15 protein-coding genes are annotated in these 12,981 nt (G+C 65.9%); 8 read left to right on the top strand and 7 right to left on the bottom strand.

Features of this window, described 5'->3' with window-relative positions; translation table 11 throughout:
- Window positions 1-87 precede the first annotated feature (87 nt).
- Entirely contained in the window at window positions 88-597 is a 510-nt protein-coding gene (locus B8W69_RS29095; protein ID WP_245843420.1) for a site-specific integrase, read from the bottom strand.
- A 121-nt stretch (window positions 598-718) separates the two neighbouring features.
- Here B8W69_RS29095 and B8W69_RS32060 point away from each other — a divergent pair, with 121 nt between their 5' ends.
- The gene (locus B8W69_RS32060; RefSeq protein ID WP_245843421.1) at window positions 719-1,576 is read left to right on the top strand and encodes an ATP-dependent DNA ligase; all 858 of its coding nucleotides are present in this window, start codon (window positions 719-721) and stop codon (window positions 1,574-1,576) included.
- Window positions 1,577-1,595: 19 nt separating this feature from the next.
- Here the strand turns inward: B8W69_RS32060 and B8W69_RS29085 are convergent, their stop codons facing one another.
- From B8W69_RS29085 to B8W69_RS29065, 6 genes are all read right to left on the bottom strand, one after another.
- Window positions 1,596-1,919, bottom strand: a complete 324-nt coding sequence (locus tag B8W69_RS29085; protein ID WP_181447511.1) for a hypothetical protein — start codon at window positions 1,917-1,919, stop codon at window positions 1,596-1,598.
- 94 nt (window positions 1,920-2,013) lie between these two features.
- Window positions 2,014-2,172: a hypothetical protein gene (locus B8W69_RS30835; protein ID WP_165762723.1), complete on the bottom strand. Its 159-nt coding sequence runs from the start codon at window positions 2,170-2,172 to the stop codon at window positions 2,014-2,016.
- Window positions 2,156-2,455: a hypothetical protein gene (locus B8W69_RS31010; RefSeq protein ID WP_181447510.1), complete on the bottom strand. Its 300-nt coding sequence runs from the start codon at window positions 2,453-2,455 to the stop codon at window positions 2,156-2,158. The genes B8W69_RS30835 and B8W69_RS31010 overlap by 17 nt, the downstream gene beginning before the upstream one ends.
- Window positions 2,452-3,864 (bottom strand): type IV secretory system conjugative DNA transfer family protein, encoded by a 1,413-nt coding sequence (locus B8W69_RS29075; protein WP_047323676.1) that lies wholly within the window; start codon window positions 3,862-3,864, stop codon window positions 2,452-2,454. The genes B8W69_RS31010 and B8W69_RS29075 overlap by 4 nt, the downstream gene beginning before the upstream one ends.
- Window positions 3,865-3,866: 2 nt before the next feature.
- Window positions 3,867-4,532: a hypothetical protein gene (locus tag B8W69_RS29070; protein ID WP_085293099.1), complete on the bottom strand. Its 666-nt coding sequence runs from the start codon at window positions 4,530-4,532 to the stop codon at window positions 3,867-3,869.
- On the bottom strand, window positions 4,507-4,941 hold the full coding sequence (locus B8W69_RS29065) for a hypothetical protein (protein WP_085293098.1): 435 nt from the start codon (window positions 4,939-4,941) through the stop codon (window positions 4,507-4,509). The genes B8W69_RS29070 and B8W69_RS29065 overlap by 26 nt, the downstream gene beginning before the upstream one ends.
- Window positions 4,942-5,040: 99 nt before the next feature.
- Between B8W69_RS29065 and B8W69_RS29060 the strand changes: the two genes are divergently transcribed.
- The 7 genes from B8W69_RS29060 to B8W69_RS29030 form a co-directional block, all read left to right on the top strand.
- Window positions 5,041-5,349, top strand: coding sequence for a hypothetical protein (locus tag B8W69_RS29060; RefSeq protein ID WP_085293097.1), 309 nt, complete (start codon window positions 5,041-5,043; stop codon window positions 5,347-5,349).
- Window positions 5,346-6,578 (top strand): hypothetical protein, encoded by a 1,233-nt coding sequence (locus tag B8W69_RS29055; protein WP_085293096.1) that lies wholly within the window; start codon window positions 5,346-5,348, stop codon window positions 6,576-6,578. Before B8W69_RS29060 ends, B8W69_RS29055 begins: the two co-directional genes overlap by 4 nt.
- A 14-nt stretch (window positions 6,579-6,592) precedes the next feature.
- Window positions 6,593-7,516: a conjugal transfer protein gene (locus B8W69_RS29050; protein ID WP_085293095.1), complete on the top strand. Its 924-nt coding sequence runs from the start codon at window positions 6,593-6,595 to the stop codon at window positions 7,514-7,516.
- 8 nt (window positions 7,517-7,524) lie between these two features.
- A complete protein-coding gene (locus tag B8W69_RS29045) occupies window positions 7,525-7,752 on the top strand; it encodes a hypothetical protein (protein ID WP_085293094.1) in 228 nt (75 codons plus the stop codon).
- The gene (locus B8W69_RS29040; RefSeq protein WP_047323680.1) at window positions 7,749-8,033 is read left to right on the top strand and encodes a hypothetical protein; all 285 of its coding nucleotides are present in this window, start codon (window positions 7,749-7,751) and stop codon (window positions 8,031-8,033) included. Before B8W69_RS29045 ends, B8W69_RS29040 begins: the two co-directional genes overlap by 4 nt.
- A 72-nt stretch (window positions 8,034-8,105) precedes the next feature.
- Complete coding sequence (locus tag B8W69_RS29035) at window positions 8,106-11,099, top strand: ATP-binding protein (protein ID WP_085293093.1); 2,994 nt, start codon at window positions 8,106-8,108, stop codon at window positions 11,097-11,099.
- Window positions 11,096-12,981 (top strand): hypothetical protein (locus B8W69_RS29030; RefSeq protein ID WP_085293092.1); only part of this gene is annotated, 1,886 nt, incomplete at its 3' end. The genes B8W69_RS29035 and B8W69_RS29030, both read left to right, overlap by 4 nt.

Below are 12,981 nucleotides of genomic sequence, written 5' to 3'. Positions count from 1 at the left end.
GCAGCCTTCTCCTCGGGACTGTAGCGCCGCGACGTGGGCTTACCCAGCGATTGTTCCTTCGACATCCCTGCATCCTCCTTTCCAAGGTCAGGAGCCTCCAGGATTTCCAGGGCGATTCATCTGTCGGTAAGCCGCGCGCTTGCGGATAAGAAACTGTCCCATCGGGTTGTGGTGAGCATTCGGGCGACCGCCATCGCGGGTCCGTTGTGCTGGAACAGGATTGACTAATGGGCCAAGGTCTGCGGCGCACGCATGTTCATAGAACCCGAATAGCACAGACAGTTGATGATTGATCGTCCGTGGTGAGTACCTGTCAGATAGCTCGTCCTTACCGGTCACCGCATTCGTCGAACCTGGCATTGGGCGACCCGGGCGCCGACGCAACCTTTGCGGGTTGGGCGTATCACGCAAATACTCCACAAATGCCCGAACATCCACCCGCTCGGCCTTGTCCCAACTGATCATGCGGCCGTGCAAAAAGCGGAACCACCGAAGCAGGTCGAAGGCGTAGCTTCGAAGTGTCAGCGGACTGTTGTCACTCGCTGCTAACTCCCGAAGATACGACGATGCGGCGGCATGCTCCGCGTCGGGGAACACCACACGCCACGCTGGCCCCGTTGCCGAGCACTCCACCCGACCAACTGCAACCACATCAAGATCCTGTTCTGTCCCTGGCGAGCCGTGCTGAAGACTCGCCGAAGTTCAGTCAACTAGTAGGCTGCTTGCGCGATGCGCCGAGCGGGTCGAGTTATTCAGTCGCCAGGCCACCAACCTCACCGCCTGCTTCCCGGAGATCGTCGACGCGCTCTCAGCGGGCCTTGAGGGGCGGCCTGCCATCCTCGATGGTGAGCTCGTCGCCTTCGATCACCACGCTCGACCAAATTTTCAGCTGATTCAGCGCCGGCTACGCGCCCCGCGCCCGGGCCCCCACCTACTCGCCTCCGTGCCGCTGACGTTCTGTGTTTTCGACATCATCTACCTCGACGGCCATGACCTCACTGGGCACACCTACCTGCAGCGCCGCAGGATGCTCGACGACCTGCGCCTGCACAAACCACCCATCGTCATCTCTCCGTACTGGACAGGTATCGGCACTGACGCGATGGCCGAGATTATGCGGGGCCTGGGCTTGGAAGGCTACGTCCTCAAGCACGCCCACTCCACCTACCAGCCCGGCCGACGCTCGGCTGCATGGATCAAACACGTTGTCCGCCAACGAAGTCCCATGGTGGTCGGCGGGTTCATCCCGAGCGCCGGTACCCACCGCGGCGGTCTGGGCGCACTGCTGGTCGGGGCCTACGACACCAACGGCGAGTTGCGCTACTGCGGGCACGTGGGCACCGGCATGACGCAGCGCACGCGGGCCAGCCTAATGGAGCGCCTCAGCGACCTGCAGCAACCCCTCACACCGTTCGCCGCACCGATACCAGAGCTACGCGGCGCCCGCTGGGTACGCCCGACGGTAGTCGTAGACATCGAATACCGCCAATTCACAGGAAGATTGCGCCACCCAGCACTCAAAAGCGTTCTCATCGACGCTGATAGCTCTGGAATATTGCTTCCCCCCGAGGGGTGAGGCTCTCGATAGCATGGGCTTAAGAACCAGCTGCGATGTCGAACAGGGCCAGCTGCACCGGTTTTGACGGTGTGCGACGGCCTGGCCGGCGCTGACGGCTCTCTTTGTGTGCGACGTCGGCGATCGCGGCGGCAGCAAAGGCCAGGTATTGCGCACTGGGCTGTTTGTCGACTTCCTGCCCGGGCCGATAGGTCGATCGGATCGACTCACGCAGCCCAGGCGGCACAAGAGACCAGTGATGTGCGCACATGAATAGCCGCGGCTCGATGTCGACATCGCAGCCGCGGGCATGGCAGAAATGTGGCGGTGCCGTATCCGAAGGCGACGGCAGCGGCGTCGTCATTTCGACTGCCGGGCAACGCAGTTGGGCCGCGCGCGACTGTCTGCTGCGCGGCCATGCGATGTGATCACCGCAGCCTCCCTACTGTCGGACTGGTTCAGGGCTGGTAGGTGGTGTCGGCGACATGGGTGGCGAAATCGTTGACCACCTGCCATGTGCCCTGGACAACCACCGCGATTAGCGCCACAGCGATCAGCACGGCCGCCAGCAGGCCGCCAAGCCACGGGAACTTACGCGAATCATTCACTTTCGCCACGGCTTTCAGTCGATGACAACACCGCCGCGACCTGACGAGGACGCCGTAGGTGGTGGGGGGTCAGTTCCCAGTGGGTGATACGGCCAGGCTGGTCTGCGACGCGGCGCACGACACCGCGCCGCGCCAAAATCACCAGCGCGCGATAGACCTCTTCGGCCACCACGGGGCGGCCACGCCGGCGGCACACCTCGGTAACAGCCAGGCGGGCTTGGGTGGTCGACATCGGTTGATTCGCGTCAGCCAAAACCGCGACGAGATGCTCGCGTAACTGCTCGGCGTTCACTGGGCGATCGCTTCGGCGGCGCGGCGGTGGCGTGCCACAATCCATTCCCACATGGTGCTGGGCTTGTCCACGGCGGCACGGTCAGCCTGCAGCAGCGTTTTCACTGCGCGGTCGTATTTGGTGAGGAAGTCAGGCCAGTCGGGCAGCTCGGTGGTGATGCCTGCCGTTCCGCGGCGCAGCAGCCGGGCTTGCCCCCGGTTTTGCGGGAGCAGTCGCCGGTAGTCAAGGCTGGGACCTAGCTGAGAGGACAACGTTTTCCCGCCGGTGGCCTGATCAAAGCTTTCCTGGCGGCGGGTGGTCTCACGTGACCACTGTTCGCCGCGCTGCAACATTTCCATCTCGTCAGCGCCGTACATGATCAGCGCGGCCGGGAAGGTGGCGCGCAGCTCGCGGGCATAAGCGCTGCCATAGACGGTGTCGAACTGGCAGGACGCCTGCACGGCGAGCACCAGATTGACGCCTAGCCCGCGCCCTTCTGAGACATAGCGGCGCAGCGCGGGCATCGGGGCCACGTTGGTGGCCTCGTCGATCACCATCAGCAGCCGGTGCAGCATTTCCTTGCGCGCGGTTTTGCCGCGCCAGCTGCGCACCAGGTGGTCGAGCAGTGTGACGGCCGCGCCGGCGATCGACCCTTCGGCGGGGGCCAGGATGAACAACGTCGCATCCGGGTCGGACAGAAACGCATCGTCGAAACACGGTGCGGTGTCCCCGCGCAGCCCCAGCCGCATCCACGGGGTGACCGCCTTGCGCATGGTCAGCGCGATACTGTCGCGCTGCTTGGGCTCCATGGCCAGCGTGCGCATCAGCGCGTTGCGAAACAGCGGCTGGCTGGCCACCTGACGCGCGGCGCTGTGCCAGCCCGGCGCGTCGGGGTCCTTGTCGTCTTTTTCCAAGTTGTCCACGGCCAGCAGCACCCATTCGATGCCTTTGCCGTGCCCACGAGGGGAGGCCGCGTACAGCATCGCTGCCAGCGGGCCCTCGGTGTTGGCTTCCCAGATCCCAGCATCAGAGACCTGATCAATGCTCGAGCCCAGCCCGACCGCCGACATCTGCATCATGGTGTTGGCCGCAGTCACCGCCTGGTCTGGTGTGCTGATCAGCGCGGTCGGGTCAAACGAGCGCACCTGCGCATCGGCCGGGTAGACCGGCGAGTAGTCCGGGCGCAAGTCGATCACTTGTTTTGGGCCCCAACGGCGTTGGCATACCAGCCACAGCAGGTCATCTTTAGGTGACACGCATACCGCAGGCCCGCCCCACAACACCGCCGCCGGCGCTAAGACTCCGCGGGTCTTGCCGGTTTCGGTGGGGGCAGAGACCAGCAGATGGCAGGCACCCTCCGCAACCGAAAGCTGCTGGGTCGAGCTGTCACGGCTGAATCCGCAGTACGGCGAAGACGGCGGGCGATACATCGCTAGAATCTCCGGATCGGGCTCGGGTCACCGGGTGGCGCATCGCGGCGGGTGGGAAACACCCCTGGCCCGGTGAGATCATCGGGCTGTAGGAAGCCGAAATCGATGTCGTCGACCTCCTCGGCTGGGCGCATCGGCCACCAATCACGGGCCCCGTCCACGGCCAACCAGCCTTCCAAAATGCCGTAGATGCCGGCCGTGAGCAGCGCGGCCGGGATTTGGGCTACCAGCCACGGCGCCACAGCCGCTGACACCAAGGAATCACCGGGCTCATAGAGCAGCGGCAGCGGCAGACCAACCACTACCGCCGCCCACATGAACGCGGCGATCGGGTACGAGCGTAGCTCACCGGGAATTAGCTGGACCACACGCACCGACATGGCCTTGCCCACCGGCCAGCCCAGCGGCGCCAATACCGCTGCCGACATAAGAATGATCGCATCGAACATTGCGTACGACGTTTTAATCGGGCGCGCATACCAAGGGTGAATAACATCATCGTCGGCGGGATCAACCCGCGCACCGGTGGCTGCGGTATCACGGTCTCGTATTTGGCGCGCGAGAATTTCTGAGCGCCTTTTCTGGAATATAAACGTGCGTTGGTTACGGGCGATCCACTTGCGGCGGATCTCGTCGAACCGATCAGCAGGCACTGGCATCAGCAGCATCCCCCACGGCTCGTACAGGCTCAGTGTAAAAGTCGTCAAGGCGCTGCGCGACGTCCATCAAAAAGTTTTTCAACTCGCTCGCGCAGCGCGAGACGCCGCCGCATTCGGCGTCGCGACGCGCCGCGTTGATCGCCGCTGCACACAGGTTGACCTGCTCTGATATGCGAACTGCGGGGCTCTCGCCGGCCAGCACCCGCTGGGCGGAACCTTCTTGCCACCCCAGCGCCACATCCAGTCGTGCCAGCGTCTTGGGCGCCAGCCCACCGTCACGTTCGGCGGCCTTATACAACGTTGACGGGGCTGGGCCGCCCGCGGCGGCGAGGTCCTCGCGCGTCCAGCGCAGCTGCGCCAGACGGTCCTCGACGAAAAAGAGCAGCCGCCTTACTCCGTCTGCTGGGAATGCGTTCACACAAAAGACGGTAACAACCGATCAAGTTATTTCGCTACGGCCGTGGAATATCCGTTACTGCACCCCTTAGGCTGACCCGTAAGGACAGGAGGTCAGTGGATGCGCGTGGTTTTCGGCGTCGCTTTCATCGCCATCATGGGAGCCGTTTTCACCGTGATGACGGCGGTGATCTTCGTGACCCAGCATCTGTTTGCTAGTGCGGTGATCGCGGGCGTGACCGCTGCTGCCCTGGTGAGCATCGCGCGTCGGCGACGCAAGGCCCGGTGCTCGCACCCTGCCCCGGGATACCTGGCCGTCTCGGCCCGGACACAACCCCACCCGGTCCGGGGCACGCCAGCGCAGATGTCCTCAGCAGCTGTCCCGGCCCGCCGCCACCGGCCGGCCCTGGCGCCGCGGAGCGTGTCATGAGCAAAACCCCGATCGACCACCAGCGCGATCACACGATCGCGGCGACCGAAGGTTTCCTCGCCGACATCTACGGAGACGACCTGAGCGCCATCAAGGGTGAGCAGCCCGCGCAGTTGGAGGGTCAACCGCGCTGCGCGCCCGGCGACGACCACGACCCAGCGCTCACACTCAATGCGGCACCAGCCGAGGACCCCATCGACGTCGACGACACCACCTACGACGGTGCCGACCACGTTGATGTGCGGCGGCCCAGCGATGACCCACCCATTGATCTCGACGGGCCCAGCGACTGCGATGATCAGCCACCCCACGGCGTTGACAACCATGATCTGGGCACCAGCGCGGCACCCGATGGCGACGAAACACCGCTGCCAGGTTCGGAATTGGTCGACCAGCTCACCGCCAGCAGCGACACAGACGACGCCGCAGGTAGTGCTGAAGAATCCGCACGCAGCCCGCGCTACAACAAGAGAATCGCTGTCGGCTTCGGCGCCGCCACCGTAGCGGCCACCCTGGTTGTCAGCGGCGCTCTGCTGGCCATGCGCAGCGACCCACACACCAGTGAGCCACCCCAGCCCAGCACCCGTCTCAGTGTTCTCGCCGCGCCGTCGAGCACCACCGCGGCGCCCGACAACCAGGACTCCACCATCCCCTATACCGCCACAGCGGTGGGATGCCTACCCGGCTCGACAGCCGCGCAATCCGTGGCCGGCGCCGACCCGACCCAAGCCTGGGTGTGTGTCACCGGCGGCAACATCGGCCAATTCCTGACCATCAATCTCGGCCGCACCATGGTCGTCACCGCCGTCTCCCTGACCCCCGGCTGGGTCGGGGCCGACGCCTCCGGCGCCGACCAATGGCACCAACACCGCGTGCTCACCCGTGTGCAATGGAGCTTCAACGACGCCCCACCCACCGCGGTGCCCCAAGAGACCGGCAGCGTGCACGGCGAAGCCACCAAACCCATGCCCAACCGCGGCGTGCTGGCATCGCGCATCATCATGCTCGTCCAAGAAACCGGGCGCGCACCGGCCGACACCACCACCAGCCCCGCCCCCGGCGGCGGGGTGCTCGGCGAGGTGCTGGGTCCCCCGGCGGCACCCGCTGACCCCACGCCGACCAGCACTCCCGCACTGCCCGGGCTGCCCGCTGACCCCAGCCGCACCGACCCCGCCGACAACACCTTCGCCGTGTCGTCGATCAAAATCTTCGGCCACCCGCCCCAGTAAAGGTCTCGCCCACCATGCTCACCAACACCTGGCGCAAACGCCTCGACGGCACCCACAACGCGCTGCGCCGCGCCGGCCTCATCGTCGGCCTCGGATCGTGCAGTGTGGTGGCCATCGCCACCATCTGGGGCTGGATCTTCAACAACCCCATCGACGTCGCCGGGCCCGCGCGCAGCGCCGTCAACCGCACCGCCCTGGTCGGCTCCTACGCCCAAGACTGCGTCACCCGTTGGCTCACCGCCACCGCATCCCACCAACAGGTGCTGCACGACTGCTGGTCACTGCGCGACCCGATCAAGCTGCCCACCACCCCCGCGCTCATCGTGACCTCCCCCGCGGTCTCTGCGGTCACCTTGGTCAGCGACGCCGGCACCACCCAACAGTGGAGCGTGGTGATCACTGTCTCCGAGCGGGCCTTTGAAGCCGCCACCCCCCGCACCGCCTACTATCGGCTGCCCGTCGTCTACAGCAACTACGGCCTGCGGGCCAGCGCGCTACCGGCCCGGGTCAACGGGCCCGGCGCTGGTGCTGACGCCCCGCTGGGATACTCCACCGCGGTCGCTGACACCTCACCAGCGTTCGCCACTGTCACCGGATTCATCACCAGCTTCTTGACCGGGGCTGGTGGGCTGGAACGCTACGTCACCACCAGTTCCGGGCTGCTGCCCGCGGCCGACTATCGATCCGCCCAAGTCATCAAACTCATCGCCAACCACAGCCTCGGTGACCACGATGTGCCCGCCGAGGGCACCACCGTGCACGTGCTCGCGACCGTCAACGCAGTCACCAGCCAATACGCCCCGCTGCAGCTGGACTACCCCATCGTGTTGACCGTCACCAGCGGCCGCTGGAGCGTCTCAAGCCTCGACTATGCGCCCCTGCTCGCCGATGGCGCCGAACTGACCCCCGTCATCCCGACCGCCGCCGCGCCGCGCTAGAGGACCCCATGAGCCTTGAGCACATTCCCACCGCGATCGTCTCCGTCACACTGCTGTTGCGGCTGCTTCGACTCATGCGCCGTGAGCTGCGCGCGCTGATCCGCACCGCTCTGCTCCTTGTCGCCCTCGCCGGCGGCGCACTCATGCTGGCCGCCGGACCCGGCCACGCCATCACCGTCGGCCCCCTTCTGCAAGCCTTTGTGACCTCACTAACCACGAAAGGAAATCTGACATGAGTATCGCTTCGGCCCCAACGTTTCTGGCAGCCACCGACTTGGTTTCGGGCAGCCACTCCCTCTACACCATCGGTGTGGGTGTGCTGGTTGTGTTCATCCTGCTCGCCGGCGGCGCACGCGCTGCCGGCTCCTTCTTCGGCGGGCGCATCGGCGCCACCGTGGGCTGGGCGCTGACCGCGGTCATCGTCGCCGTCATCGTCGGCTCGGGCTACGCCATCTACGTCTCGACTAAGCACACCGTCGACCGCACCGGCATCACCACCGGACAATTCGGCCAGTAACCCGAACCGCCACGCTGCCTTTCAGTGCCGAGCCGCTCTGCGGTCGGCAGGCACAACGCTTGAGGAAAGCCCGTGACCGAATCAGCCCAGCTGTTCAAAGGCGTCCACGACACCCCCGTCTACACCGACATCTTGTTCAAGAAGCCGCTGCGGCTGTGGGTGGCGATCAGCCTCTACGGGGGCACCGCCCTGACCGCCGTATTCACCATCCTGGCACTGGATTCCGGGCACGCTCGGTCCATCTTGATCTGCGGGCTGTTGGCGACCGGCGCCGCCGGCGGCACCGCAGCCCTCATGCCCCGCGGCCGGCCCACCTTGCGCTTTCGGGTGGCCAGCGCCTGGCGGGCCCTGCGCCCGGCCCTGGCCAGCAGCTCCACCGATCCGCTGCTCGCGCCGCCACGAACCGTCATCGGCAACCTAAGCTTCACCAGCCACGGCGTATACGCCCACTACCTGATCAGTGGATTGCCCTACTACCTGCAATCCACCAAACGCCGAATCGGGGTGGCAGACCGACACCAAACCCTCGCCCGTGAAATCCCCGCCGGCACTTGGATCTTCGGGCTCTCGGTGCCGCAAAACCAGCGCCAACTGTTACGCGCCATGCTCGACGGTCACCTCGACAAACCCCCCTGGATCAACGCCTGCCAGCAGATGGCGCCCGTCATCGCCGAACAAACCCCCCGCAACCGCATCTATTGGCTGGCCATGCCCGTCGACACCGGCCGGGCCGGGCACAGCCCTGTTGGCCAAGCCACCAAACTGCGCGACTGGGTGATCGGCCGCGACAAAGACTCCGACGACTCGGTGGCCGCCTACCAACGCCTCGCCCACGACATCATCACCGCCCTGCCCGAAGAATTCGGTCCACAACCCGTCAGCGCGAACATGATCGCCTGGTTTTGGCGCCACAACGCCTGGCGGGGAGTGTTCAACAGCCCCCTGCCACGGCGCGACACCACCAGCCAGCTCGACACCACCGCGCTGCCGGCCGCAGTGTTCGACGACGGCGACCAACACCACCACGGTGGGCGCGTACTGCCGCTGCGCCTCATCGCCGCCGCCCTGGCCCTGGCGGGCGCCGCTGGCGGCACCGCGCTCGGACCCGCGCTGGCCGCCCCCATCGTCGCCCTGGCCGCGGCGGCGATGGGGGCCTGGAGCGCCGGCATCCGCCGTATCCCCTCGTGGAGCAAAACCCTGCGGGTGTCCAGCCCCGAAGGCACCTATCCCGACAGCTATCAAGCCATCCTGCCCGTCGTGGATATGCCCAAGGCCGGCATCGTGTTTCCCGGCTCGGAATTTCTCCAAGCTCTCGACGACCTCGACACCGGCGCCACCTTCGACTTCGCCGTCAACCTCGTCACGCTAAGCCGCGAAATGGAATTCGTGCGCAACGACCGCGCCAAAGGCAACATCGACGACCAATTCACGCAGCGCCGCGACGTCCGCAACGGCGACGCCGAACTCATCGCCACCTTGCGCCAACTCGCCGAATACCGCCGCCAGCTCGAAGCCAACATCGACGAACGCCCCCTGCACGCCGCCTTTCTCATCGCCGTCGGGGCGCCCGACCACGAAACGCTGGACTACAGCATCAAGCGCCTACGCGAAGAACTCACCGCCTCCGGCCAAATCGCCATCCGCCACTATCGCGGCGCCCAAACCCAACTGTGGGCGGCCTTCAACCCCGCTGCACCCACGCACAAAACCACCGTCGACCAATTCACCCAACCCACCACCACCAAGAAGTGGTCACGGTTCGTGCCGTTCACCTCCTCCATGGTCGGCAACAGCACCGGAATCCTGTTGGGATTCAACAGAAACAACGCCCTCAACAGTGCGGTGCTGCTCGACCTGCCCGCCGCCGCACGCCGCAACCGCAACCCCTGCCTGGTGTGCAGCGGGGCGCTGGGATACGGAAAATCCTATGCCGCCAAACGCATCACCCGTGGCGAAATCCAGCGCGGCGCACAAGCATTCATCGTCGACCCCGGTACCGAATGGCAAAAAGCCCTCGCCGACGTCGCCAACAAGGCGGTGATCGACATGGCCGGCAACCAGTTCAGCTGCGACCCACTGCGTGTCTTTCCCCCTGGTCTCGCTGGCGGCTACTGGCTCGACTACATGATTCCGATGATGAGCCTGGACCCGCACAGCGTCGCGGTTCGCCGCCTACGCGCCATCTTGCAAGCCGACGTCGCGGCAGCCCTGGGCATCACCAGTACCGCCGCGCTCATGAAATACATCAGCCACATCCAAGCCCCCACCACCGGGCCCGATGACCGCGCCCCCCAGGTCATCCGACTCGCCGACGACCTCGCCCCCATCGGCGCCGCCCTGCAATCGTGGGCCACCCACGACTTCACCAGAGCCATCTTCGACCCCACGCTGCCCGTTCCCGACCTGGCCACACTCGACGTCACGATTTGGCTCACCGGCAGCCTCGATCTTCCCACCGCCGACGAAATGAACACCCCCCACCTCTACGAGCGACTCTCCGACCGCAAGCGCGCCTCGGTAGCCATCTACGGCATGCTCGTGCGGCTAGCTCGAGTGACATTCTTCGCCGACAGCACCCGCTTTGGCCTCATCGTCCTCGAAGAGGCCGCCGGGCTACTTAACTCGCGCGCCGGCGCCGACGACGCACACCTGATCAGTCGCCGCGCTCGCAAGCACTACACGGGGTTGTTGATCATCACCCAAAACCCCATCAAAGACCTAGCCCTCATGGGTGATGAATTCATCACCCAGCAGCTCATCATGCCCTTCGAAAACGAAGAACTGGCACGCCAAGTCGCCGCCAAAGTCGGCATCCGCCTTGACGACTACCCCGACATCGAAGAATTCTTCCTCGCCCAGCCCTCCCCCGAAGAGATGCGCGACCCCACCTCCTTCGACGAGCTCGACGACCGCCCCACCGCCGAGACCGGCCCGAACCGGGGTGGGCGGCAAGGCTACGGATTCTTCGTCGACGAGTTCCGCCGCAAATCCCCCATCTGGGTCGCCAGCGAACCCGACACCGCCGTGCACCACGCCTACGACACCACCCCCGGGCGCGCGGCATGACCACCGCGCCAACCACATTCAGCCAACGCGCCGCCGAATACCTGGGCTACCAGATGGCCATCCGACCCCGGCTGCGCCGCTTCACCACGGTCTGGCTCCTCACCCACACCCTGGCAGCGGCCGCGCTCGCCGGCGCGCCACCGGCGGCTGCGTCCACCCTGGCCGGTGCGCTCAACTGGACTGGTGTGACCGACAGCCACGGTGTGCCCGTGGGCAGCTACTACCTGTCGGTGGTCAGCACCAGCGAGGCCATCACCAAAGCTGGTCCGGGTCTGAGCGTCGACCCGTCGAGCTGGGCTCGCTGGCTGGCCAACGCCGTCACAGTCGGGCTCGACCATGAGCTGATCGTGGAACTGCTGCAAGCCCAGGCCGGCATCTACATTTTCATGATCGCCATGTCGCTGTGGCTGCTGCGGTTCGCCATGTCCAACACCTGGCTATTGTGGCTGGCCACCTGGTTTCGTCCCATCTTCGAGACCATCCGAGTCATCCTGGCCGATCTGTGGGTCTTTCCCATCTGCCTGATGCTGGGCCTCGGCGTCGGCGCATACCACATCCTGTGGCACGGCCGCAAAGGCTTCGGATCGGGAATCATGCTGTCCACTATCGCTGTTGGCGTCCTGGGCATCGTGCTCACGCATGACCCGCTGTCTGACCTCTACAACGAAAACGGGCTGCTCACCCAAGGCCGAAACCTCGGATTCAGCGTCTCTCAGGCGGCGTTCAACAATGGCTCCATCACCACCGGGGGCGGTCAAGCCCAGCTGCAACACCTGACCGGCCTCATCGCCGACGCGACGGTGCGGATGCCGTTGCAGCTGATGAACTTCGGCACCACCGTCGATGACATCGGCACCTGCGGGGGTGCCTACACCGCCGCCATGCTCACCCCTCACGACGGCAGCGACCTCGCCGGTCCCGCCCACGCCATGGCGTCCTGCGGGGCACCACAGGCCCTGTCGTTCGCCCAACACCTCAGCGGCGCCAACCTCGCCTTAGGCAGCTGCTATGGCCTGCTCGGGGCGGTCTTCGCCTTCTTCGTCTGCTACGTCACCTACAGCTACGTCATGGTGTGCTGCGCGGCCTTCGTCAACGCGCTGTTGTCCATCGTGGTCGCCGCGCCCGCCATGATTCATGGCCACCCGCGTCGGCGCGCCGCCCGGCGTATCAAGATGTTCTTCAAACACGCCGCCCTGGTGTTCGCCTACACCACCTACATCTCCATGGCCGCGATGATCGTCCTGAAAATGGGTGCCCGCGGCGGCTACGCCGATCAGGTCGGCATGAGCCACCCGCTGGCCCGACTCTTCATGATCGCCATCGTCTCCGCGGTCGCGATCGGCGTGTTCTGGTGGCTCAAACGTGAACTCGGCGACCACACCCGCCACGACTTCACCCAGGCCATCAGCGATCTCGGCCACCGAAGCCGCGAGGGCTACCAACGCGGGCAAGACGCCTACGACCGAGCCCGCGAGCTCAACTCACGCGCCCCCTGGTCCAAAACCGCCGGCGACGACCCCACCGATGCCCTTGATGAGCCCGACCAGCCCCTCACTGGCACCCCGGTCAACGGTCGACCACCCGGCGGACGACCACCCTCGCCCGGCCGCGCCCGCCATCACACACCAACAGCGCCGACCCCCGCCTCGACACCGGGTGCTACGGCCACGTCCGAAACACCCGCTGCGGCAACTTCCTCGGCTGCTGTTGACGGGGCGGTGATGGCCGGAGAAGCCGGCGCCGCCGTCGCGGCACCCGAAGTCGTCGCCGGCGCCGCAGTCGCCACTCGTGTCGTCCACCACCAGCGCCGTGACCACAACCCCGGCGGGAGCGCCCAGCCCACCGCCACCGGCACAGCCACCCAAGCACCTCACGACAGCCC

The sequence above is a fragment of the Mycolicibacterium vulneris genome, from assembly GCF_002104765.1.
GTDB lineage: Bacteria > Actinomycetota > Actinomycetes > Mycobacteriales > Mycobacteriaceae > Mycobacterium > Mycobacterium vulneris.
This window is presented reverse-complemented; position numbering and strand designations above follow the sequence as displayed.